Annotated in this window: 20 protein-coding genes and 1 pseudogene; 9 read left to right on the top strand and 12 right to left on the bottom strand. The window is 72.0% G+C overall.

Annotation, left to right across the window (positions count from 1 at the left end):
- The first annotated feature begins 18 nt into the window (after nucleotides 1-18).
- Nucleotides 19-279 (top strand): type B 50S ribosomal protein L31, encoded by a 261-nt coding sequence (locus ACGFNV_RS40680; protein WP_393629920.1) that lies wholly within the window; start codon nucleotides 19-21, stop codon nucleotides 277-279.
- Between the two features lie 26 nt (nucleotides 280-305).
- Here ACGFNV_RS40680 and ACGFNV_RS40675 read toward each other — a convergent pair whose 3' ends face one another.
- Complete coding sequence (locus ACGFNV_RS40675) at nucleotides 306-1,100, bottom strand: metal-dependent hydrolase (protein ID WP_393629918.1); 795 nt, start codon at nucleotides 1,098-1,100, stop codon at nucleotides 306-308.
- A 145-nt stretch (nucleotides 1,101-1,245) separates the two neighbouring features.
- On the opposite strand from ACGFNV_RS40675, the gene ACGFNV_RS40670 reads away from it, so the two are divergent.
- Nucleotides 1,246-3,759: a DEAD/DEAH box helicase gene (locus ACGFNV_RS40670; protein ID WP_393629916.1), complete on the top strand. Its 2,514-nt coding sequence runs from the start codon at nucleotides 1,246-1,248 to the stop codon at nucleotides 3,757-3,759.
- 19 nt (nucleotides 3,760-3,778) lie between these two features.
- Nucleotides 3,779-4,645, top strand: coding sequence for an acyl-CoA thioesterase II (locus ACGFNV_RS40665; protein WP_133932451.1), 867 nt, complete (start codon nucleotides 3,779-3,781; stop codon nucleotides 4,643-4,645).
- 28 nt (nucleotides 4,646-4,673) lie between these two features.
- Here ACGFNV_RS40665 and ACGFNV_RS40660 read toward each other — a convergent pair whose 3' ends face one another.
- The gene (locus ACGFNV_RS40660; protein ID WP_393629914.1) at nucleotides 4,674-5,588 is read right to left on the bottom strand and encodes a DUF6397 family protein; all 915 of its coding nucleotides are present in this window, start codon (nucleotides 5,586-5,588) and stop codon (nucleotides 4,674-4,676) included.
- Between the two features lie 125 nt (nucleotides 5,589-5,713).
- Nucleotides 5,714-6,127, bottom strand: a complete 414-nt coding sequence (locus ACGFNV_RS40655; protein ID WP_133932453.1) for a roadblock/LC7 domain-containing protein — start codon at nucleotides 6,125-6,127, stop codon at nucleotides 5,714-5,716.
- 97 nt (nucleotides 6,128-6,224) lie between these two features.
- On the opposite strand from ACGFNV_RS40655, the gene ACGFNV_RS40650 reads away from it, so the two are divergent.
- On the top strand, nucleotides 6,225-6,653 hold the full coding sequence (locus ACGFNV_RS40650; protein ID WP_393629913.1) for a PPOX class F420-dependent oxidoreductase: 429 nt from the start codon (nucleotides 6,225-6,227) through the stop codon (nucleotides 6,651-6,653).
- Between the two features lie 16 nt (nucleotides 6,654-6,669).
- Here the strand turns inward: ACGFNV_RS40650 and ACGFNV_RS40645 are convergent, their stop codons facing one another.
- From ACGFNV_RS40645 to ACGFNV_RS40625, 5 genes are all read right to left on the bottom strand, one after another.
- Nucleotides 6,670-7,275, bottom strand: a complete 606-nt coding sequence (locus ACGFNV_RS40645; RefSeq protein WP_393629912.1) for an ATP/GTP-binding protein — start codon at nucleotides 7,273-7,275, stop codon at nucleotides 6,670-6,672.
- Between the two features lie 68 nt (nucleotides 7,276-7,343).
- Nucleotides 7,344-7,757 (bottom strand): DUF742 domain-containing protein, encoded by a 414-nt coding sequence (locus ACGFNV_RS40640; RefSeq protein ID WP_393629910.1) that lies wholly within the window; start codon nucleotides 7,755-7,757, stop codon nucleotides 7,344-7,346.
- Between the two features lie 22 nt (nucleotides 7,758-7,779).
- Entirely contained in the window at nucleotides 7,780-8,253 is a 474-nt protein-coding gene (locus ACGFNV_RS40635; protein ID WP_393629909.1) for a roadblock/LC7 domain-containing protein, read from the bottom strand.
- A complete protein-coding gene (locus tag ACGFNV_RS40630; protein ID WP_393629907.1) occupies nucleotides 8,250-10,754 on the bottom strand; it encodes a nitrate- and nitrite sensing domain-containing protein in 2,505 nt (834 codons plus the stop codon). The genes ACGFNV_RS40635 and ACGFNV_RS40630 overlap by 4 nt, the downstream gene beginning before the upstream one ends.
- Nucleotides 10,755-10,845: 91 nt before the next feature.
- Complete coding sequence (locus tag ACGFNV_RS40625) at nucleotides 10,846-11,619, bottom strand: MHYT domain-containing protein (protein WP_393629905.1); 774 nt, start codon at nucleotides 11,617-11,619, stop codon at nucleotides 10,846-10,848.
- A 150-nt stretch (nucleotides 11,620-11,769) separates the two neighbouring features.
- Between ACGFNV_RS40625 and ACGFNV_RS40620 the strand changes: the two genes are divergently transcribed.
- Nucleotides 11,770-12,369: a class I SAM-dependent methyltransferase gene (locus ACGFNV_RS40620; protein WP_393629903.1), complete on the top strand. Its 600-nt coding sequence runs from the start codon at nucleotides 11,770-11,772 to the stop codon at nucleotides 12,367-12,369.
- Between the two features lie 7 nt (nucleotides 12,370-12,376).
- Here the strand turns inward: ACGFNV_RS40620 and ACGFNV_RS40615 are convergent, their stop codons facing one another.
- A complete protein-coding gene (locus ACGFNV_RS40615) occupies nucleotides 12,377-13,132 on the bottom strand; it encodes an alpha/beta fold hydrolase (RefSeq protein ID WP_393629901.1) in 756 nt (251 codons plus the stop codon).
- A gap of 124 nt (nucleotides 13,133-13,256) precedes the next feature.
- Between ACGFNV_RS40615 and ACGFNV_RS40610 the strand changes: the two genes are divergently transcribed.
- Nucleotides 13,257-13,781, top strand: a complete 525-nt coding sequence (locus ACGFNV_RS40610) for a PadR family transcriptional regulator (RefSeq protein ID WP_393629900.1) — start codon at nucleotides 13,257-13,259, stop codon at nucleotides 13,779-13,781.
- Here the strand turns inward: ACGFNV_RS40610 and ACGFNV_RS40605 are convergent.
- Nucleotides 13,767-14,057: a hypothetical protein gene (locus ACGFNV_RS40605; protein ID WP_393629899.1), complete on the bottom strand. Its 291-nt coding sequence runs from the start codon at nucleotides 14,055-14,057 to the stop codon at nucleotides 13,767-13,769. The two genes, ACGFNV_RS40610 and ACGFNV_RS40605, sit on opposite strands and share 15 nt — an antisense overlap.
- A gap of 156 nt (nucleotides 14,058-14,213) precedes the next feature.
- Between ACGFNV_RS40605 and ACGFNV_RS40600 the strand changes: the two genes are divergently transcribed.
- Together ACGFNV_RS40600 and ACGFNV_RS40595 are read left to right on the top strand one after the other, a co-directional pair.
- The gene (locus tag ACGFNV_RS40600) at nucleotides 14,214-14,543 is read left to right on the top strand and encodes a hypothetical protein (RefSeq protein WP_393629897.1); all 330 of its coding nucleotides are present in this window, start codon (nucleotides 14,214-14,216) and stop codon (nucleotides 14,541-14,543) included.
- 136 nt (nucleotides 14,544-14,679) lie between these two features.
- A complete protein-coding gene (locus tag ACGFNV_RS40595) occupies nucleotides 14,680-15,528 on the top strand; it encodes a hypothetical protein (protein ID WP_393629895.1) in 849 nt (282 codons plus the stop codon).
- A gap of 94 nt (nucleotides 15,529-15,622) precedes the next feature.
- On the opposite strand, the gene ACGFNV_RS40590 is transcribed toward ACGFNV_RS40595, so the two are convergent.
- Nucleotides 15,623-18,925: a hypothetical protein gene (locus ACGFNV_RS40590; protein ID WP_393629894.1), complete on the bottom strand. Its 3,303-nt coding sequence runs from the start codon at nucleotides 18,923-18,925 to the stop codon at nucleotides 15,623-15,625.
- Nucleotides 18,926-19,277: 352 nt separating this feature from the next.
- A complete protein-coding gene (locus tag ACGFNV_RS40585; RefSeq protein ID WP_020137233.1) occupies nucleotides 19,278-19,460 on the bottom strand; it encodes a hypothetical protein in 183 nt (60 codons plus the stop codon).
- A 239-nt stretch (nucleotides 19,461-19,699) separates the two neighbouring features.
- On the opposite strand from ACGFNV_RS40585, the pseudogene ACGFNV_RS40580 reads away from it, so the two are divergent.
- A pseudogene (locus ACGFNV_RS40580) lies at nucleotides 19,700-20,901 on the top strand (ATP-dependent helicase); the annotation flags it as partial.
- Between the last annotated feature and the right edge of the window lie 165 nt (nucleotides 20,902-21,066).

The raw sequence follows: 21,066 nt of genomic DNA, 5'->3' as shown, positions 1-21,066 counted from the left end.
ACCGCACGAGGAGCGCTCATGCAGCAGGACAAGCACCCCGGCTACCACCCCGTCGTCTTCCGTGACCGCGCGGCCGGATACGCCTTCCTGACCCGGTCCACCGCGAGCAGCGACCAGACCATCGAATGGGACGACGGCGAGACCTACCCGGTCGTGGACGTGGAGATCTCCTCGGAGAGCCACCCCTTCTACACGGGCAAGGCCCGCACGGTGGACACGGAGGGTCGCATCGCCCGCTTCGAGCGGCGCTACGGCGAGGGCGGGGCCCCCACCACCTGAGCCGCCGACGCGGTCACCGGCGCCCCTCAGATGAAGTTGAGCGCGGCCGCGCCGCCCACTCCCCCGAGCAGCATGAACACCGGCATCAGGACCTTCAGCTCGACCCAGCTGCCGGCCCGGAACCGCATCGCCTTCGGCGGACCGATCGGGTACCAGCGCTTGCGGCCCAGGGGGATCGGCCACAGGATCGGGCAGCCGGACACGGTCAGCGCGTCCCCGATGTCGTGCACCAGGGCGCCCAGGACGATCGGCAGTCCCAGCCACAGGTACTCCTGGCCCGGTGCCGTGAACAGCCAGTCCGAGCCGTTGCCCGGCTTGTCCAGCACTCCGGCGAGGATCCAGGCACTGGTCGCGGCCAGCAGCCACACCAGGACGTCGCTGCTGGAACCACGGGCCGCCCGCCACAGCAGACCCTCGATGGCCAGCACCATGTGCACGAAGAGGATCGCCAGCACCGCCCACCGGCCACCGGTGATCGCCAGGGCCGAGGAGCCGGCGCCGATCAGGACCGCCCACAGCCAGGTGTGAGTGAGGGTGCGGTGGCCGCCGGAGCGGCGCGGGTCGCCCTGCTTCTTGGTGGCCTTGTAGACGGCGTAGGACAGCTTGTCGACGATCTCGCACAGCCACCGGGAGAGGGGGCCGAAGGAGCGGGAGATCGTGGCGGCCTTGTGGTCGAGGTCCGGAGCGAGTGCCGCGCCGGCACAGATCAGCGCACCGCACAGCAGGACCGGCCAGGGCATCGTGTGTCCGGCCGCGGCGGCCGCCGCCCCGACTCCGAGCCAGGCCGCGGCGCCCGACAGTGAGTGTGCTGGTCCCATCATGACCGTTGCCCGTCCCATTCCTCGTGCGCCGCTGTCCAGTTGACCGGGTGCGATGACGCTCCGTCGGCGACACAGCGTAGCGGTCGTGATCTTCGGGCCGGCAGCCGATTCCCCCATCGAGGGGGTGGGCAGGCAAGATGGGTGCGTGACCCTCATCGATCAGCTCCCGCCGACCGCCGACCCCGACGCCCTCTACGAAGCCTTCGAGTCGTGGGCGCAGGAGCGGGGTCTCACGCTCTACCCCCACCAGGAGGAGGCGCTGATCGAGGTGGTCTCCGGCGCGAACGTGATCGTGTCGACCCCCACCGGCTCCGGCAAGAGCATGATCGCGGCGGGTGCGCACTTCGCCGCGCTGGCCCGTGACGAGGTCACCTTCTACACGGCTCCCATCAAGGCGCTGGTGTCGGAGAAGTTCTTCGAACTGTGCAAGATCTTCGGCACGGAGAACGTCGGCATGCTGACCGGCGACGCGTCCGTCAACGCCGACGCACCCGTCATCTGCTGCACGGCCGAGGTTCTGGCCTCCATCGCGCTGCGCGACGGCCGGGACGCGGACGTCGGCCAGGTCGTCATGGACGAGTTCCACTTCTACGCGGAGGCGGACCGCGGCTGGGCCTGGCAGATTCCGATCCTGGAACTGCCGCAGGCGCAGTTCATCCTCATGTCGGCCACGCTCGGCGACGTGTCGATGTTCGAGAAGGACCTCACCCGGCGCACCGGCCGCCCGACGTCGGTGGTCCGCTCGGCGACCCGTCCTGTCCCGCTGTCGTACGAGTACCAGCGCACCCCGCTCACGGAAACGCTGACGGAACTGCTGCAGACCAAGCAGGCCCCCGTCTACATCGTGCACTTCACGCAGGCGCAGGCCGTGGAACGGGCGCAGGCGCTGATGAGCATCAACATGTGCTCGAAGGAGGAGAAGGAGCAGATCGCCGAGCTGATCGGCAACTTCCGCTTCACCACCAAGTTCGGCCGCAACCTGTCCCGTTACGTACGGCACGGCATCGGTGTCCATCACGCCGGCATGCTGCCGAAGTACCGGCGTCTGGTGGAGAAGCTGGCGCAGGCCGGTCTGCTGAAGGTCATCTGCGGTACGGACACGCTCGGCGTCGGTGTCAACGTTCCCATCCGTACGGTCTTGTTCACGGCCCTGACCAAGTACGACGGCAACCGTGTGCGCACGCTGCGGGCGCGTGAGTTCCACCAGATCGCCGGGCGGGCCGGGCGGGCGGGCTTCGACACGGCGGGCTTCGTCGTCGCGCAGGCTCCCGAGCACGTCATCGAGAACGAGAAGGCGCTCGCGAAGGCGGGCGACGATCCGAAGAAGCGTCGCAAGGTCGTCCGCAAGAAGGCGCCTGAGGGCTTCGTCGCCTGGTCGGACAGCACCTTCGACAAGCTCATCACCTCCGAACCGGAGCCGCTGACCTCCAGGTTCCGGGTGACGCACACGATGCTGTTGTCGGTGATCGCACGACCGGGCAACGCCTTCGAGGCGATGCGGCACCTCCTGGAGGACAACCACGAGCCCCGCAAGCAGCAGCTGCGGCACATCCGTCGCGCGATCGCGATCTACCGCTCGCTGCTGGACGGCGGCATCGTCGAGAAGCTCGACGAGCCGGACGCGGAGGGCCGTATCGTCCGCCTCACCGTGGATCTTCAGCAGGACTTCGCGCTGAACCAGCCACTGTCCACCTTCGCGCTGGCCGCTTTCGAGCTGCTGGACCCGGAGTCGCCGTCGTACGCGCTGGACATGGTGTCGGTCGTGGAGTCCACGCTGGACGACCCCCGGCAGATCCTCGCCGCCCAGCAGAACAAGGCGCGCGGTGAGGCCGTGGCCGCGATGAAGGCGGACGGCGTCGAGTACGAAGAGCGTATGGAGCGCCTCCAGGACGTCACCTACCCCAAGCCCCTGGAGGAGCTGCTCTTCCACGCGTACAACACGTACCGCAAGAGTCACCCCTGGGTCGGCGACCACCCGCTGTCGCCGAAGTCCGTCATCCGTGACATGTACGAACGGGCGATGTCGTTCACGGAGTTGGTGTCCCACTACGAGCTGGCGCGCACCGAGGGCATCGTGCTGCGTTACCTCGCGAGCGCCTACAAAGCCCTCGACCACACCGTGCCGGACGACCTCAAGTCCGAGGACCTCCAGGATCTGATCGAGTGGCTGGGCGAGATGGTGCGCCAGGTCGACTCCAGCCTGCTGGACGAGTGGGAGCAGCTCGCCAACCCGGAGGAGATGACCGCCGAGGAGGCGCAGGAGAAGGCCGACCAGGTCAAGCCGGTCACGAGCAACTCGCGCGCCTTCCGCGTCCTCGTCCGCAACGCCATGTTCCGCCGCGTGGAGCTCGCCGCCCTCGACCAGGTCGGGGAACTGGGCGAGATGGACGCCGAGTCGGGCTGGGACGCCGATGCCTGGGGCGAGGCGATGGACAAGTACTGGGACGAGTACGACGACCTGGGCACCGGCCCCGACGCGCGCGGCCCCAAGCTGTTGGTGATCGAGGAGGAGCCGCAGAACCGCCTGTGGCGGGTCCGGCAGATCTTCGACGACCCGAACGACGATCACGACTGGGGCATCAGCGCCGAGGTCGACCTCACCGCCTCCGACGCGGAGGGCCGTGCCGTCGTCCGTGTCACCGATGTCGGCCAGCTGTGAATCAAGGAGAAGCCCAGTCATGACGAATCCTGCGGAGAGGCTGGTCGACCTGCTCGACCTGGAGCAGATCGAGGTCAACATCTTCCGTGGCCGCAGCCCGCAGGAGTCCCTGCAGCGGGTCTTCGGCGGCCAGGTGGCCGGCCAGGCGCTGGTCGCCGCGGGCCGCACCACGGACGGCGAGCGTCCGGTGCACTCGCTGCACGCGTACTTCCTGCGCCCCGGCCGGCCTGGGGTGCCGATCGTGTACCAGGTCGAGCGGGTCCGCGACGGCCGGTCGTTCACGACCCGCCGGGTCACCGCCGTGCAGCAGGGCCGCACGATCTTCAATCTCACCGCCTCCTTTCACAAGCCTGAGGAAGGATCCTTCGAGCACCAGCTGCCGCCGGCCCGCGAGGTACCTGATCCGGAGTCCCTGCCGACGGTCACGGAAGAGGTCCGGCGGCATCTGGGTGCTCTGCCCGAGCAGTTGGAGCGGATGGCGCGCCGTCAGCCCTTCGACATCCGCTATGTGGACCGGTTGCGCTGGAGTGCCGAGGACGTCAAGGACGCCGAGCCGCGCAGTGCCGTGTGGATGCGCGCGGTCGGGCCGCTCGGCGACGACCCGCTGGTGCACACGTGCGCGTTGACCTACGCCAGCGACATGACGCTCCTGGACGCCGTACGCCTCCCGGTCGAGCCGCTGTGGGGGCCGCGCAACTTCGACATGGCGTCACTGGACCACGCGATGTGGTTCCACCGGCCGTTCCGCGCGGACGAGTGGTTCCTGTACGACCAGGAGTCGCCGATCGCCACCGGCGGTCGGGGGCTGGCGCGTGGGCGGATCTACGACCTTGAGGGACGCCTGTTGGTGTCGGTCGTCCAGGAGGGGCTGTTCCGGGCTCTTTAGCGCACTGAGGCTCAGCGCGCGAGGGCGTTCAGGAGCTTCTGCGGCGTAGCCAGCCCAGCAGGCCGCGTGGGCGCCGCGGCTCCTCGAACTGGTTCGGTTCCGTCGTGGCCATCGGCTGGGGTGGCGGGTCCGACTTGGTCGGTGGGGTGGGCCTGGGGCCGGGGCGTGGGGCAGGCCGGTACGCGCGTGCCTGGTCCAGGGCCTGTTCCAGGTCGGACCGCAGCCAGCTGATCTCGTCCGGGTCGTCCGCCGTCGTGATCCTCTCGACGAGGTGCGCGGCGGGTGAGCCGGGAGTGCCGTGGGCGGGCGGCCCTGGCCGGAACCGGTTCAGATACGCGCGCTCGTAGGGGTCGTGGACGATCTCCGCGATCTGCACGGGGTCGAGCAGGGCCGCCACGGCCCCGGCGAACTCCCAGGGGTCGTCGGTCTGCCGCAGCAGGAATCCCAGGTACCGCCCTCGCCAGGTCCGGGGCCGCAGGTCCAGACCCGCCGCCAGCTGGTCCCGCAGCCTCTCGGGGGTGCGGCCGCTCAGCAGCTGGTCGTTGCCCTGGCCCTCGGCGAACTGCTGGAGTTCCTCGGCGAGATAGAGCCAGACGACGGCGCGATAGCGATTCAGATAGAACTTGACCGGGACCACGAGGCCGAGCCGTGCCAGGCGGGTGAACCGTGCGGGCGTCACCTCCAGGATGGCCGCGCCCTCCGTGGTGCCCACGGCCCTGACGCTCTCGCGGAGCGCTTCGGGAAAGCCGTCTGCCGAGCGCAGCCGCTCGATCTCGGCCTGGGTGACGCGACGGCGCCCGCCGCCTCCTTCGTCGGGCACGGTCCGGATGCGTCCGAGGTGCACCGCGAGGTCGAACTCGCTGCGTTTAAGTCCCAGTTCCCGTGCCGTGCGGCTGGGTGTGTGGGACAGGTCGTGCGGTGTGGTGAGCGTGTCGCCGGACATGGTAGGTCTCCCCCGTGGAGTGGGTGGCTCACGCCGAGTGCGTTCGCCGTGAAAAAACCGTAGCCAATACGGCGCTTTTCGTGGCGAGCCTGTGGATAACTCCACGGGGACGGCGAAACCGCAGGTCACATGTCCACTGTCGGAGTCCGTTCGGGCTGCCGGGCGTCCACGGCGAGGTGCTCGCCGACCCGGTTGACGAGCAGCGTCATCTCGTAGCCGATCTGGCCGATGTCGGCCTCGGCGCCGCTGAGCACACACAGACAACTGCCCGTGCCCGCGGCCGTGACGAAGAGCACCGCGTCGTCGAACTCCACCATCGTCTGGCGGACCCTGCCGGCCCCGAAGTGCCGTCCCGAGCCCTTGGCGAGGCTGTGCAGTCCGGACGAGACGGCGGCGAGGTGTTCCGCGTCCTCGCGCCTGAGTCCCGTGCTCGCCCCCGTCACCAGCCCGTCGTTGGACAGGACCAGTGCGTGTCGTACGTGTTCGACCCGTTCGGTCAGGTCGTCCAGCAACCAGCCGAGTCCCTGGTTCTGCGCCATGATCCGAAAATCTCCCCGTGTGACGTCTCCCCCTGGCCGGAGGATTTCTCCGCCAGCCTTCCCCAACGACCAACCGCCGGGCAAGGAGAATGGGGACATGGCACAGAAGATGACCGATGAGGAATGGCGGGCGTTCGTGTCGGACGGCACCCGCACCGCGAAGCTGTCCACCGTGCGGGCCGACGGGAGTCCGCACGTGGCCCCGATCTGGTTCCTGATCGACGGGGACGACGTGGTGTTCAACACCGGGAAGGAGACGGTGAAGGGGCGCAATCTGGCCCGGGACGGCCGGGTCGCCCTGTGTGTGGACGACGACCGGCCGCCGTTCGACTTCGTGGTCCTGCAGGGCCGCGCCCGCATTTCGGAGGACCTGGACGACATAAGGCATTGGGCCGCCCGGATCGGCGCGCGGTACATGGGTGAGGAACGCGCCGAGGAGTTCGGCGCGCGCAACGGCGTTCCGGGCGAGTTGCTGGTGCGCGTGAGGATCGACAAGGTGCTGGCGCAGAAGGCGGTCGCCGACTGAGCGGTTGGCCGGACGGTCAGCCGACCGAGTCGAGCAGCCGGGCGGTGTGCACGCGGCCGGCGTACTCGACGAGGCGGATCAGCACCTCCTTCCCCGAGTCGCGGTCGCGGGCGTCGCAGAGCACGACGGGGGTTCCCCGGTCGAGGTCGAGAGCTCGGCAGACCTCCTGGGAGCCGTACGTCCGGGCGCCCGCGAAGCAGTTGACGGCGACCACGAACGGGATACGCCGGTGCTCGAAGTAGTCCACGGCCGGGAAACAGTCCTCCAGGCGCCGCGTGTCCGCGAGGACCACGGCGCCGAGGGCCCCCTGGGACAGTTCGTCCCACAGGAACCAGAAACGGTCCTGCCCGGGCGTGCCGAACAGGTAGAGCGAGAGGCCGGCACGGATGGTGATGCGCCCGAAGTCCATGGCCACGGTCGTGGTGACCTTCTGGTCCACGCCGTCGGTGTCGTCGACCAACTGACCGGCCTGACTCAGCAGTTCCTCGGTCCGCAGTGGTCTGATCTCGCTGACCGCGCCCACCAGGGTGGTCTTGCCCACGCCGAACCCGCCGGCGACCAGGATCTTCAACGCCAGTGGGGCCGTGTCGTCGGCCGTGGCGTCGGAGTACTCGGAGATCATCGATCACTTCTCTCGGGAGTGCCGGCAACAGGTGCGCGAGATTCGTCCGGAGGGCCCGCGTCCCTCGATCAGAGGGCCCGCAGTCCCTCGATCACCTCGCGCAGGATCCGTTCGTCGGGGAGTTGGGCGGGGGGAACCGGGCGGCTCACAGTGACGCGGCCGAGTTCCAGGAGGTCGCCGATGAGCACCCGCACGACGCCCACGGGAAGGTCGGCGCCCGCGGCGAGTTCGGCGACGGACTGCGTCTCGGTGCGGCACAGGTCGATCAGGGCCCGGTGTTCCGGGCCGAGCGCGAGGTCGTCGTCGACGGCGGGTGCGGCCGGGTCCAGGGTGACGAGGGCGATCAGGTCGAAGCGCACCCCGGTCGGCCCGGGCTTCGTGCGGCCGCCCGTCATGGCGTACGGGCGGACCAGGGGGCCGGCCTCGTTGTCGTACCACTGGCTGCCCGGCTCGCGCGGAGCGTTCGTCATGTCCTCGGTCATCGGTGCGGACAGCCCTCCCAGGTCATCCTGCGGCGGGTGGCCGCGCACCGACGCGCGGCGGCGTGTAGAGGTGCTCACCGACCCGTTTGACCAGCCGTGCCATCTCGTACGCCACCAGGCCTATGTCGGCGGTCACGGCGGTGAGGAGGGCGAGGCAGGAGCCGTCGCCCGCGGCGGCCACGAACAGGAAGCCGTCGTCCATCTCGACCATGGTCTGGCGCACACCGCCTGCGCCGAAGTGCCGTCCCGCGCCCTTGGCGAGGCTGTGGAAGCCGGAGGCGACCGCGGCCAGGTGTTCGGCGTCCTCACGCCTGAGGTCGGTCGAGGCGCCCACGGCGAGGCCGTCGTTGGACAGCACCACGGCGTGACGTACCTCGCTCACGCGCATCACCAGGTCGTCCAGCAACCAGTCGAGTTCGCCGGACCTCCCCCACTCTCGGCTTCGCTCGAGCGGGGGGACCCCCGCGGCCGCTCTCATGCTCGGGTCCTGGATCATGCGGGTTCTCCTTCACTGCTGTCGCTGTCCGGCGCGGAATCCGGTGTGGCTCCGCGGCCCGGTTGCCTGCCTCCTCCGCGCGCCCAGCCGTCGCGGTAGGCCGCCATGCGGTCCCGTACGACTTCTGGGGTGCGCCGGTCGTCGTGCGCCCCAATCGGCGCGGGTGCCGGCTCCGCGGGGCGCGGCTCGCGGAGTTGGGGCGCGAGGCTGGCCTGCCGCACCCGGCGCGGTAGGTCGTCGGATCCTTCGGAGTCGTCCGGCGGGCGGTGCAGGCGCAAGGTGGTGACTCCGGGGGGTGGGGTTTCGGCCGCGGTCGGCGCGACGGCCCGGACGGGGGCGACCAGGGCGGGCCGGTCGGCGGTGGCGGACATGGCCTCCTGGTGCGCAACGGAGTCGGGCACGCGCGCGTACTCGTGTTCCGCGTCGGCCGCCCGGCGGGGCGTGGGTCGCGTCGCGCCGCTGTGCAGCAGCGCGGTGGGCAACAGGACGACTGCGGTGGTGCCGCCGTAGGGCGAGGTCCGCAGGTGGACCTTGATGCCGTGCCGTGCCGCGAGCCTGCTGACCACGAACAGGCCGAGCCGGTCGCTGTCGAACAGGTCGAGTGCCTCGGACTGTTCGATGCGACGGTTGGCGTCGGCGAGGGTCTCCTGGCCCATGCCGAGGCCCCGGTCCTCGACCTCGACGGCATAACCGTTGCCGACGGGCTCACCGGTGATGCGCACCCGTGTGTGCGGCGGCGAGAACTGGGCGGCGTTCTCGACGACCTCGGCCAGGAGGTGGGTGAGGTCGGCGACAGCGGCGCCGATGACGGCGGCCTCAGGGAGTTGTCGTACCTCCACGCGTGCATAGTCCTCGATCTCGGACACCGCCGCGCGGACCACGTTGGTCAGGGAGACCGGCATGCGCCAGGCCCGGCCGGGCGCCGCGCCGGACAGGATGATCAGGCTCTCGGCGTGGCGCCGCATGCGGGTCGTGAGGTGGTCGAGGCGGAAGAGGTCGCTGAGTTCGTCAGGGTCCTCGGAGCGGCGCTCCATGCTGTCGAGGAGGCTCAACTGGCGGTGGACGAGGACCTGGCTGCGCCGGGCGAGGTTGACGAAGACCCCGGAGATGCCGCTGGCGAGTTCGGCGCGCTCCACGGCGGCGCGCAGCGCGGCGCGGTGCACGGTGCCGAGCGCCTCGGCGACCTGTCCTGTCTCGTCCTCGGCGGGCGGTCCGGGCGGTGCCTCGGCCCGGACGTCGATCTCCTCGCCGGCACGCAGTTTCCGCATCGCCTCGGGGAGCTTGCGCCGGGCGATCTCCAGGGCGCTGTTGCGCAGACTGATCAGTTCGACGACGAGGGCGCGTCCGATGCGTACCGAGATGACGAGCGACGCGGCGACGGCGGTGAGACCGAACAGGACGGCGGCGCCGGCCGCGGTGAGCAGGCCGCGGCCGAAGGGGTCGGCCCGGCGGGCGACACCGTGTCCGGCGTCCTCCTCGATGGTTCGCATGCCGTCCTGTACACGCGTGTGCGCCTTGTCCCAGCCTGCCTCGGGCACCGCGGCGATCGCGTGTGCTCCCGGCCTGCCCGCGAGCACCTTGTCCTCGGCGGCTTCCAGTGCGGCGTAGACGCCGTCGTCGGCGAGGTTCTGCCAGGCGGCGCGTTCGGGGCCGCGCAGGTCCGCGACGGCGGACTCGGTGAGCACGCGCCGGGTGTCGACGGCGCCGGTGAACAGCCGCAGTCGTGCGCCGTCGAGGCGGCCGGTGAGCCGCGCGCTGGAGAGCGCGACATCCTCCTGGGCGAGAGCCTCACCCGCGCGGGAGAACTCGAGCAGCACACGCGCGTCGGAGCCCAGTTCGGCGTCCTGGATGCCGGAGAGCGCACCGCCCACCGCGAAGGCCGCGGAGATGCTCTTCGTGTACCGCCCGTACGTCTCGTCCCAGTTGGCGCTGCCGTCGAGCACCGCGCCGCGCAGGGAGCGCAGTTCCTCGGCGCCGGTGACGAACGCATCGAGGCGCTGGGCGACTCCGGCGGGCAGTTCCTGGCTGTCGGCGACGGTGCTGTCGTCGCCGAGGCGCAGCTTCGCGACCGCCTGGTCGGTGCGCTCGGAAAGCTCCTTGTACGCGTCACCCCGGCCGGCGGTGGGAGCGGTCGCGTGTTCGACAGCGGCGGCCCGCTCGGCCTGGAGCGCGGCGACCGCGGCGGCGACGGGGGCCCGGACCTGGGAGTCCACACGCTGCAGCTGGCGCAGGCGGGCGACGTCCTGGGCGGTGCTGACGGTGGCGTACGCCCACAGGGCGAGGAGGGAGACGACCGGCACCATCAGCAGGCAGACGATCTTGGCCCGGACGGTGCGCGGGCGTATCCGCCATCGCCCCGCGCGTGGGGGCGCGTCGTGCGTCACGGTGTCCATGTGCTCGTCCAGCCCTTCGTCCGCGGGCGGTCCGGCGTGCGCACGGCGGCCGCGAACGGGGGTCGGTGCCTCGGCGCCTGCTGTGGGGGTCCTACGGGATGTACGCATGGCCTCCTCGCTCGGAGTGGTTCGGGCGTGCGGTGCGGGCCGTGTGGGTCGGCGCCTGCGGTGCGGTTCCGTCGTGGTCCGCGCCCGGCCACTACCCGGCGACGCGCTCTACCGGTCGCTGGGCGGAGGCGGACGCCTCGCGTTCCCCGGTCGTGGGCGACAGCGCGACGAAGGCGGAGGTCAGGAAGAGGTAGGACCCGAGGCCGACGGCGAGGGGGAAGATGAACTGCATCGCCGTGGCCCCGGGCAGTACCTGGCCGGAGGGCGTGACACGCACGTGCACCGCGAACATCGCGGTGTAGTGCATGCTGCTCACCGCAGCCCCCATGACGAGGGAGGCGAGCGTGACCGCGAGGGGCGACCTGATGTTGAGTGCCGCCCACAGGGCCGCGGTCGCGGCGACCACGGCGATCAGGACGGACGCTCCGACGAGCACCGGGTCGTAGGTCACGTCACCGTGCAGCCTTACCGCGGCCATGCCGAGGTAGTGCATGCTCGCGACCCCGAGCCCGGTGGTGAGCCCGCCCAGGAGCAGCGCGCGCGTGCGGTCGCGGCCGTAGCCGACGGCGAAGACCCCGGCGCAGACGACGATCATGGCGACGAGGAGGCTGACCACGGTCAGCGGTACGTCGTAGCGGATGTCCGTGCCGCTGACGCCGAAGCCGAGCATCGCCACGAAGTGCATGGTCCAGATGCCGGTGCCGATGGCGGAGGCGGCGGTGACGAGCCAGTTGCGGCGCGCCCTGCCGGTGGCGCCGAGCGCGCGGACGGTGCAGCGCAGTCCGAGCGCGGCGCCGGTGCAGGCCATCGCGTACGACAGCACGGGGGTCAGCCAGCCGAAGGTGGCGTGGTCCAGGTGTCCCATGGCCCAGGGACGCTAGGGGGCATGGGAGCACGTAGGGGGCGCGTTTCGAAAGGTGCTGGAATGTGACGCGGAAATGCGCCGGAACGATCGCGTCCCGCTCGAACATGCGCGCAGGGACATCATCCGTGCCGGTGAGGGATCATGCGGCACATGAGCGACGACCACACGCACGTCCAGGAGTTCTTCACCGCCCGGGCCGCCGACTGGGACAGCCGTTTCCCCGACGACGGCCCCGCCTACGAGGCCGCGGTCGCCGAGCTGGCCCTGCACGAGGGCGACCGCGTGCTCGACGCGGGCTGCGGCACAGGGCGCGCGCTGCCACCGCTGCGGGCGGCCGTGGGGCCCTCGGGAGTGGTCGTCGGGGCCGATCTGACCGCGGCCATGCTGGAAGCAGCCGTACGGGCCGGACGGGGCCGGGACGGGCACCTGGTGCTCGCCGACGTGGCCGCGCTGCCGCTGCGGGCTCGATCGCTCGACGCGGTGTTCGGCGCGGGGCTCATCGCGCACCTGCCCCGCCCGGCGGAGAATCTCCGGGAGTTGGCGCGTGTGGTGCGGCCCGGCGGCGCGCTGGCGCTCTTCCACCCGATCGGCAGGGCGGCGCTCGCGGCACGCCAGGGCCGCCGGATCACACCGGACGACCTGCGCGCGGAGGCCCGCCTGCGCCCGCTGCTGGCCGGCTCCGGGTGGCGGATGACGTCGTACGTCGACGAGGACGCGCGGTTCCTGGCCCTGGCCGTACGGGAGGCGTGACCGCCCCTCACACCTGTCCGGCCACCGCCGCCGCGAAGGCGTCGGGATCGTCGAACATGACATTGTGGCCCGCGCCCGGCACGGTCACCACGCGCACGCCGGCCGCCTCCAGGGCCTGTCTGCCGGCGAGTTCCCCGCTCAGCCCGCCCTGGAGGTAGACGCGCTCGACGGCCAGCTCTTCGAGGATCTCGCGCATGATCGGGTCCGATCCCCGCCTCAGGCCGACGGCGCTTCGGTGCAGGGCGCGAGGGTCGGCGAGGCGCATGGTGGCCGCCCACACGGGGCCGACCTTTTCCAGCACGCGCGTGTGCCCGCCCGCGACGAACTCCTCCTCCTCGTACGAGGCGATGCCGCTGCTCCCCGCGGTCGGCGGCGGGAAGGCGTCGAGGTTGGCCTCGGTGAGGACCAGCCGGGAGACCAGATCGGGTCGGCGGTGGGCGAGCACGACGGCCACGGAGCCGCCCATGCTGTGCGCGATCAGCTCGGCACCCGCCACGCCCGCCGCGTCGAGGGCGACCGCCAGGGCGTCGGCGTGGTCCTCCAGCGTGTACCCGTAGTGGGCGGGCCGGTCACTGATGCCGTGCCCGGGAAGGTCGACGAACAGGCTGCGTCGGCCCGCGAGTTCGGGGCGTGCCGCGATGTGCGCGTGGTACACGCCGGACGCCGCCCCCAGCCCGTGGACGTACACACGCGCGGGTTCGGCTCCCGGCACCTCCGTCCAGCGGATGTGGCTCCCCTTGTCGTCGAACTCGGCCTGCTTCATCGCGTCCTCCCTCGTGGCCTCGCCGCCGTGCACGGCACACAAATGAAGATACATCGAAACCGATGTATGCAGGAACCGAAGTATCACGCAAGCGATGTACAGCTGTATGGGAGAGAATGCGTACATGCTGGAGCTCGCCATCCTCGGATTCCTGTACGACGCCCCGCTGCACGGCTACGAGTTGCGCAAACGGATCACGGCACTGACAGGGCACGTACGTCCTGTCGCCGAAAGCACGCTGTACCCCGCGATCAAGCGGCTGGAGAAGGGGGGCCTCCTGGCTCGCGCGACAGAGCCCGGCGCCGTGGCCGCCCCACGTCACACGCTGACGCTCACCGAGGACGGCAGACGTGAGCTGCGCCGCCGACTCGCCGACCCCGTACAGCGCGACATCTCCGACGAGAACCGCTGGTTCACGGTGCTCGCCTTCCTCCGGCACCTGGAGGACCCCGCCGCCCAGTCGGCCGTACTGCGGCGCAGGCTGGCCTTCCTGGAGGAACCGGCGAGCTTCTTCTACGAGGGCGACCGGCCGCTGCGCGCCGAGGAGTTGGACGACCCCTTCCGGCGCGGCGTCCTCACCATCGCCCGCGCCACGTCCCGGGCCGAACTCACCTGGCTGCGGGACACGCTCGCCTCACTGGGCGGCTGACTCGCCCACGTGCCGCACGGGGCAGCCCCGGACGCGGGGCACCGGGCGGGTGCCGAGCTCCTCCAGCCGGTAGCCGTCCGGGTACCCCTTGATCTCCCGGTTCTGCCCCGCGTGGTGGGGCGCGCGGCGTGGCGGCAGCAGCCGGACGGCTCGGCGCAGCGGCGCCCTGGTCACGGCACCCGAGGCGACGATCTCCTGGCGCGACATCCTGCGCCAGCCATAGGCGTCGATCCACCGTTTGGGCATCACGACGAACGTCGACAGGACGTAGCGCATCTCGTCGTTGCTGATGTCTTGACTGCGGTGATCTGCGCGAGCCGATCGAAGCGCTGCACCGCGCCCTCCCCCTTCTGCCGCCGAAGCTTCAACTCTACGTTGAGTGGCAGTATTTGAGTGATCAGCGAGACAACCGCACAGGGGAAGGTGGTCGTCGTGTTCGACAGGGTTCGCAAGGCCTGTGCCCGAGTGTTCAACGGCACGCGGGCGGAGGAGACCGGGCGGGCAGGGGCGGGCACCGGTGAGGAGCGGCGCACCGAGAAGGGCCGCACTCCCAACCTCTTCGAGGCCGCGTCCGCGTACGTCTCGGCCTGCGCGGAGGACGACCAGGAACGGATGGACGAGGCCGCGGGCTGGGTGTCGCCGGAGGCGCTGTCCTTCGGGGTCAACGAGCTGGCGTGCCGCGCGGTGATCGCGCTCGCGCGGGAACGCGACGAGTCGCCGCGAGCCGTCGCCCGTGCGCTTCTCGGCCTGCCCGCCGCCTGATCAACCGGAGGGTCGGTGGTCGATTCGCCCCGTCCAGGTGGAAACCTGCAGCTCCGGGTGTGCTGCGGAGTCGTGACAAGCGCCTTCTGGTCGCACTAGGGTGCGCGCCGTTGGACCAATCCAAGGGGAGGCTGGGATGGCCGGGACGGACGAGGACGCCGTCGCCGCCGAGGACGATGCGCTCTATGTGCTCACGGCGGTGCTACTGACGCCGGCGAAGTTCCCGAGTGTGCTGGGCGACGACTACCCGGAGGCCTGCGCAGCGCTCGGGCTCCCACCGCTTGCCGACGGTTACGGCCTGGTGCTGGGCCAGGACGGGGACGGCGCGCGGTGGACGGTCGTCGTCGACGACGTGTCGCTGGTGGCCGTCGCCATCGCGTCCTGGGACTGCGGCATGGAGTACGACCTCTCGCCCGACGAGCGTTCGGTCGTCGCCGGCCTGCCGGGCTGGCCGCTGGCGGTCGCCGTCGCGGCCCCCGGCGTTCCCGCGCCGCACGACCCCGACGCGGAGGCCGCAGAGGGTCCTGCGTTGACCCCGCCCGACGCGACCACCTGGGGTCCGGCGCAGCGACGCCTGGGCGCGGACGAGATCGCGCTGCAGTGGGCGACGTGGCGGGAGCAGATCGACGACGCCGACTTCGCGGCCCCGAAGGAGCCGTCGGCGACCTCCGACGGCCTGGCGGAGACCGAGGAGGGCGCGAAGGGCGCGCCGAAGGGCCACAGCGGCGTCCGGCGCGTCCTCGCGGAGGCGCGGGCCTACGTGGACACGCCGCCGCCCCTGGGACGCGTCCGGTCGGCCTTCGCGTCGGGTGACGCGCGCACCCTGCGTGCGGACGGGCCCGGCTGGTCGCTCGTGGCCCGCACCGACGACATCGCGTTCGTCCTGCTCGACGAGGAGCCGGGCGAAGTGCTGCCGGTCGGCCGTGGCCCGGAGCTGCCGGGTCTGTTGGAGGCGCTCGACAAAATGGCCGTACGCCCCAGCTGAGGTCGCCGCCGACCGCCGATCTGCCCGCGTGTACGTGCTGGGCCTGGGCGCGAAGCCCGGGCCCAGCACGTCCTCGGATCCCGTGCAGCCCCGATCAGCGTTGCCTGTCCACGTCGAGGAGCAGCGCCCCCATGGCGGTGTCCGGGGCGGTGTGGTCGCGCAGGGCCATCAGCTCGGCCCGCCACGGCTCGTCCCAGGCCGACGCCTGGCCTCCGGCTCGCACGAGGGCGAGCGCGAGCAGACCCGACACCGCGGTTCCGCGGGCCCGCAGGGTTCGCGCCGAGGCGAGTGCGGCGGCAGGCACGCCTGGTCGGTCGAGGTCCATGGACACGTGGAGCGGCCCCGGCAGGCGCCCGGGCCCCGTCTCGCAGAGTCGCACGAGCCTCTCCCATCGGTGCTCCTCGTGCCGTCCACGGCGTACGGAGTCCATGGCCAGGTCCCAGCTGAGGTGCGCGGCGTCGGCGTGCAGTCCGGCGTCGTCGAGGGTGTCGGCCAGCACGTCCAGGAGGTGCAGCGCCCTCCCGCCCGGGTGCACGGCCTGCGCGCACCCGTGCAGTCGCCGCAGCGCGTCGGCCCGCACCTCCGGGTCACCCGCGCGGGCGCGCTCGCCCAAGGCCGTGAAGGCGCCCCGTACGGCTGCCTCGACGACCGGCCCCGCCGGGAGACGGGCCAGCTGACGCGCCGCTGTCTCCCATACCTCGCGGGGACTCGCCTGAGCCACCACGGCGCCGACGAGTGCGCTGATCGCGTCGCTCGCGTCGGGCACCAGCCAGGCCGGGAGGGCCTGGCACGCGGCGACGACGGTGTCCTCGTCGCCCTCCTTCACGAGCCGCGCGAGGAAGTCCCTGCCGGGCTTCCGACGGGGGTCGGACACGGGGTGCACGCGCGCGTGCATCACCGCTTGGCGCACGGCGGCCTCGTGCACGAACTGCTGGAGACGCCCCGCCACCCCGGGCCTGTCCATCGCGGCGAGGAGCGCGGGGGCCAGCACGGCCCGCACATCAGGATGTTGACGTGGTGCGTCCCAGGCGGCGAGGAGTGCCTCGAATGCGTCCTCGCCCGGGAGGGCGGCCAGCGCGCGGGCGGCCTCCTTGCGCGTGCCCACCGGTGCGTCGGGGGCGGACGCCACCGGGGCCAGGAGCGGCACGGCGTCGCCGTCGGGCAGTCGTTCCAACAGTCGGCGGATCGCCGCCATGGCGGCACGACCACGGACGCCGCCGGTGCCCGCGTGCCTCAGCAGCAGGTCGCGTACGGCCGCTCGGCCCGGTACGGCCCCCGATACCCCCTCCTGCCGCGCCGCGGCCTCACCGAGAGCCGTGAGGGCCGCCGCCGCCACGGGCTGCGGTGCCTCCCGTACCAGCTCCTCGAGACGCACCAGGTCTCTCACGAGCTGTGCCGCGTCGGTACGGATGTGCAGCGAGGACTCCTCGTCCATGGCCACGCGCGCGTGGTGTTCACCCCATGCGGCCCGCTGACGCGGGAGCCAGCGGCCGGTCACCGCTGGGCGGACCTTCGGCGTCCAGGGGGTCGCTCGGGGGTGCAGACGGCCTCTGAAGGCGTCGCGGGCGGCGTCGAGGAGGGGATCGAGCAGGTCGGTCCGCCGGGTGGTGACGGTCCCGAGGACGACGGTCACCGTGGCGAAGGTGGGGTCCAGGGCGATCAGTTCGGCGCAGCGCTGTTCACGCAGCCTCGCCGGTCGTACCCAGGCCGCGGCGGCACGGGCCGCGAGACGCGGGTCGTCGTGCTCGACGGCGACGCGCCGCGCCTCGGCGTCGAGGTCCGGCAGCGCGGTCAGATGAGGGCCGAGGAGTTCAGCGAGTGCCGTGGTCACCTCTGGTCGGCGCAGTGCCGCCGCGGCCGTCGCCTCCCAGATGGCGCGAGCCGTCGCCTCGTCGACGTTCAGGGCGGTCGGCGTTGGTGCGTGCCGCGGGGCGGTGACGATTTCGCCGAGCAGTCCGACGGCGTACGCCGCGCGTTCGCGGTCGCCGGTCGCGGCGGCTCGCTCGACGACGCGGCGCAGGAGCAGTTCGGTGGCGCCGAGCGTGCCGGTCGTCGAGTCGCGTGACTGGATCGCGGTGCGGACGGCGTCGCGCAGCACGCTCCCGGGCAGAGCGGCGAGCAGGCGGGGAGCCGTGCCGGCGAGCTGTCGGAGTGTCGCGCCGCGCACTTCGTCCCGGTCGTGCCAGGCCCGCTCGCAGTCGGCGGCGATCCGGGCGAACCCGTCCGGGTCGCCTTCGAGTTCGGCGCAGACCAGCAGGGCGGGCCAGGCCAGGGCGCGCAGGTGCACGCGGCGCTCGTCGGCGAGCCGCCTCAGCAGAGGTTCGCCCTGGGCGAGGGAAAGCGCCGAGGCCAGTCGAGCCGTGGACCACGGACTGCCTCGGTGCGCCTCCAGCCAGGGAAGGATCAGGGCCGCCCGGTCGGACGGTTCGAGTGCGGTCAGGACGGAGACCGGTGTTCCGCGCAGCCGCCCGCGGCCGGTCGTGTTCTTCTCGACGACGCGTCGCCGGGCGGCGGGCGGGAGGAGGCTCAGCAGCCCGTCGGGGGTCACTTCGTGGCGGCCCGCACCGCGCGCCAAGCTCCCCGCGGCGGAGCAGTGCCGTGCGAGGTCCACGAGGTCCGGCTCGGGCAGGCCCCGCAGCACTTGCCGCAGTGCCGGCGGCAACGGTCCGGCGGGGACCCGGCGTTCTCGGGGGTACGTGTCGGGGTCCGGGTCGGGGTGAGGAGTGCGCAGGACGGCCAGTGCTTCGGCGGGTCGGTGGAGCGCCGCGAGAACTCCGCCCGGGGTGAGCAGGTCGGGGGCCCGTTCCAGCAGGACGAGCGCCGCGTCGGGGTCCCGGCGTGCGGCGACGGACGCCACGGCGCGGTTGCGGCGGACGAATCCGTACGCGTCCGGTCGCGGGCACGTTTCGTGGGCGGCTGCGAGATGTGCGGCCAGCGCGCGCGGTGCAGAGCGGGCCAGGGCGTTGAGTGTGCCGGGCGTCGGCTCGACGCGGGGCAGCCAGGCGGCCACGGTGTCGGAGGGACAGGCGGGCAGGAGCGCGGCCGCTTCCCGGGCGCCGTGGCGTTCGCGGACGAGGGGCAGGAGCCTTGCGGCCAGCGCGTGCCGGCGGCTCAGCCTGAGGAGTCGGTAGGTGTCGCGGCGCGTCGCCCTGATGTCGCTCAGCGCCAGGCGTTCCAGTGCCTGTTCCGGGACGGGCAGCCGGATGGCCGCCGAGCGTGCGCGGCGGCCGAGCACCGGGTCGTCGAGGACCGCTGTCACCCGTCGCAGGTCGCGCCGCGTCACCGCAAGGAACAAGGCGGTGTGCCGGTCGTCCGAGTCACCGGTGTCGAGTGCGTGGTGCAGGGTTGTGTAGGCGTGCGGGGTGAGGGTGCGCGCGTAGCGCGCCAGGGCGCTCATGCGTGCCGGGTACGGCAGGGGATCGAAGTGTGCCCTCAGCCAGGCGGGCGTCAGGGGCGCCGGCTGGGTCTGGGGCTGTCGGGACGGCGTCGGGGACGCCTCGTGTCGGGCCATCAGCGCTCACCGTGGAGTCGCTGGGCCTCCTTTCCATACGTCATGCGGGCCATGGTGGTGTGCGGTCACCTCTGGACGCAAAGGGATTTTCGGGTCTGGACGCAAAGGGATTTTCGGGGTCGGCGCGGTGGGGTGCGCGCCATGCCGTCCGCGGGCCGTACAGGCGGTGGGCCCGCGGACGGTGGCCTTGGCCGGCTCGGGCACGCTGAGCGGTGGTTCCCGCCGGGACGGCGGTGCCTCAGCGGCCGAGTTCCTTGCGCGTCACCCGCCGCAGCCTGCGCCTCTGCGAGGGGTCCAGGGTGAGATAGGCGGCCGCCGGAACTCCCAGGACTATCAGGAGCGCGGCCCACCAGGGCAACCAGATCAACAGTAGGAGCCCGACCGCCACTCCCCCTGCGGCGATCTTCGCGTTCTTCGACATGTGCGTCGCCTCCTTCGCGGCCACTGCCGCTCTCTGTCCTGAAAACGGGCCCGCACTTTCCGCAGTTCCGAACCGCGACCCTGAGACGCCCCTGATACGCACCCCTTACCTGTCCCTGAGTGAGCCCCAGCCTACCGATGAGAGTGACTCGCATCACAAGAGGGTCAAGCGCGGTAGGCGGCCAAGGTGCTGTAACCTCGGCGACTTCGACCGAGTAGTCAAATTTGAGGAGCGGGCTCATCACCACGGAGCGGGTTTCCGAGGCAACACCGTCCGAGATCTCCGAACTGGCCCGTTGCTGCGCCGCGTTCGTGCCCGGCGATCCGGCCGGTACCGGCAGCGTCGCCTTCTGGTGCCCTGACGGCGGCGCTCCCCCGCCCCTCGTGACGGGATCCGTCGAGGAACTGGTCGTCGCCCTGCCCGGCGACGACGGCGTCGAGGCGGTGAGCGTCCCCGCCCTGCTACCGCCGGTGCGCGCGGCCCTGCCCGTCCTCACGCGCGCGCGTGCCGACACACACGGGCACCGGGCCACCGCGTTCTGGGGCACGGCCGCCGTACTGGCCCTGCACTTCGTGGCGCGCGGGCTGCTGCTGCCGGGGGTGCCGGCGAGTGACCATGACGCCTGGCGGGTGGGCCCGCTGGGCACGGACGACATCGAGCGCGTCCGCGACCTCGCCGCCGCGATGCCGCCCGAGGCACACGCCGTACCCGTGGACGCCCCCGAGCCGCTGCGACTGCCCGACCCGGAGTTCTTGCTGCGGGCCTTCCTCGACGCGGTGGCCGACGCCCTGCCGCGCTCCCCCGCCGCGTCCCTCATGACGGGCGGGCCGGCCTACGCGGCGCAGGAGCCGCAGCACCTGCCCGAGCAGCCGCCTGGGCCGCCGACGTCGCCGCGGGCCACGACGCGGGCGTGCGGATCTCCCTCAGGGTCGAGGTGACCGGTGTCAGCCTGGACGGTACGGAGGTGACTGGCGCGGGCCTGACCGATACCGATGCGGCTGGAGCGGGCCTGGCCGGCAAGGACGTGGCCGGCACGGGCCTGGCCGGGACCAAGGTGATGGGTACCTATCCGTCCGTGGGCCTGGCCGGCACGAAGCCGAACGACCTCGACATCGCCGAAGCGGACGACACCGCTGTCACGTTCCGGGCCGTGCTCCAGGTGCACAGCCTGAACGACCCCGCGCTCGTCGCGGACGCCTCCGAGGTGTGGAGCGACTCCGGCGCGACGAGCGCGGCGTTCGGCCCGCACGCGCGGATGGACGCTCTGCTCGCCCTGCGCCGCGCCGCCCGGGCCTGGCCCGCGCTCGCCCCGTTGCTCTCGGCCACCGTGCCGGACGCCGTCGACCTCGCCGACGGGGAGGTCACCGAGCTCCTCGGAGAGGCCACCCGAGCGCTTGCCGGTGCCGGCGTGGACGTGCACTGGCCCAGGGGCCTCAACCGTGATGTCGAGTCGTCGAGGTCGGGCATCCGGGCCGCACACGGCGGGAACATCACCCGACTCGCCGCGTCGCACAACCGGATCACGGCGGCCGCCGGTGTGCGCATTTGGAATGCAGGCCAGCCCCGTCCCGGTCTGTGACGCGACCACGAACCTTTCCCGTGGATT

It is taken from the genome of Streptomyces sp. NPDC048751 (assembly GCF_043198595.1).
Classification (GTDB): Bacteria; Actinomycetota; Actinomycetes; order Streptomycetales; family Streptomycetaceae; genus Streptomyces.
This window is presented reverse-complemented; position numbering and strand designations above follow the sequence as displayed.

Bases quoted from the DNA above. Each gene is read 5' to 3' on its own strand.
- ACGFNV_RS40605 (WP_393629899.1), bottom strand. From the start codon at position 14,057: ATGCGCTACGTCCTGTCGACGTTCGTCGTGATGCCCAAACGGTGGATC.
- ACGFNV_RS40625 (WP_393629905.1), bottom strand. From the start codon at position 11,619: ATGGGACACCTGGACCACGCCACCTTCGGCTGGCTGACCCCCGTGCTG.
- ACGFNV_RS40665 (WP_133932451.1), top strand. From the start codon at position 3,779: ATGACGAATCCTGCGGAGAGGCTGGTCGACCTGCTCGACCTGGAGCAG.
- ACGFNV_RS40585 (WP_020137233.1), bottom strand. From the start codon at position 19,460: ATGTCGAAGAACGCGAAGATCGCCGCAGGGGGAGTGGCGGTCGGGCTC.
- ACGFNV_RS40645 (WP_393629912.1), bottom strand. From the start codon at position 7,275: ATGATCTCCGAGTACTCCGACGCCACGGCCGACGACACGGCCCCACTG.
- ACGFNV_RS40655 (WP_133932453.1), bottom strand. From the start codon at position 6,127: ATGGCGCAGAACCAGGGACTCGGCTGGTTGCTGGACGACCTGACCGAA.
- ACGFNV_RS40615 (WP_393629901.1), bottom strand. From the start codon at position 13,132: ATGAAGCAGGCCGAGTTCGACGACAAGGGGAGCCACATCCGCTGGACG.
- ACGFNV_RS40630 (WP_393629907.1), bottom strand. From the start codon at position 10,754: ATGCGTACATCCCGTAGGACCCCCACAGCAGGCGCCGAGGCACCGACC.
- ACGFNV_RS40590 (WP_393629894.1), bottom strand. From the start codon at position 18,925: ATGAGCGCCCTGGCGCGCTACGCGCGCACCCTCACCCCGCACGCCTAC.
- ACGFNV_RS40680 (WP_393629920.1), top strand. From the start codon at position 19: ATGCAGCAGGACAAGCACCCCGGCTACCACCCCGTCGTCTTCCGTGAC.
- ACGFNV_RS40635 (WP_393629909.1), bottom strand. From the start codon at position 8,253: ATGATCCAGGACCCGAGCATGAGAGCGGCCGCGGGGGTCCCCCCGCTC.
- ACGFNV_RS40675 (WP_393629918.1), bottom strand. From the start codon at position 1,100: ATGATGGGACCAGCACACTCACTGTCGGGCGCCGCGGCCTGGCTCGGA.
- ACGFNV_RS40595 (WP_393629895.1), top strand. From the start codon at position 14,680: ATGGCCGGGACGGACGAGGACGCCGTCGCCGCCGAGGACGATGCGCTC.
- ACGFNV_RS40640 (WP_393629910.1), bottom strand. From the start codon at position 7,757: ATGACCGAGGACATGACGAACGCTCCGCGCGAGCCGGGCAGCCAGTGG.
- ACGFNV_RS40650 (WP_393629913.1), top strand. From the start codon at position 6,225: ATGGCACAGAAGATGACCGATGAGGAATGGCGGGCGTTCGTGTCGGAC.
- ACGFNV_RS40620 (WP_393629903.1), top strand. From the start codon at position 11,770: ATGAGCGACGACCACACGCACGTCCAGGAGTTCTTCACCGCCCGGGCC.
- ACGFNV_RS40660 (WP_393629914.1), bottom strand. From the start codon at position 5,588: ATGTCCGGCGACACGCTCACCACACCGCACGACCTGTCCCACACACCC.
- ACGFNV_RS40610 (WP_393629900.1), top strand. From the start codon at position 13,257: ATGCTGGAGCTCGCCATCCTCGGATTCCTGTACGACGCCCCGCTGCAC.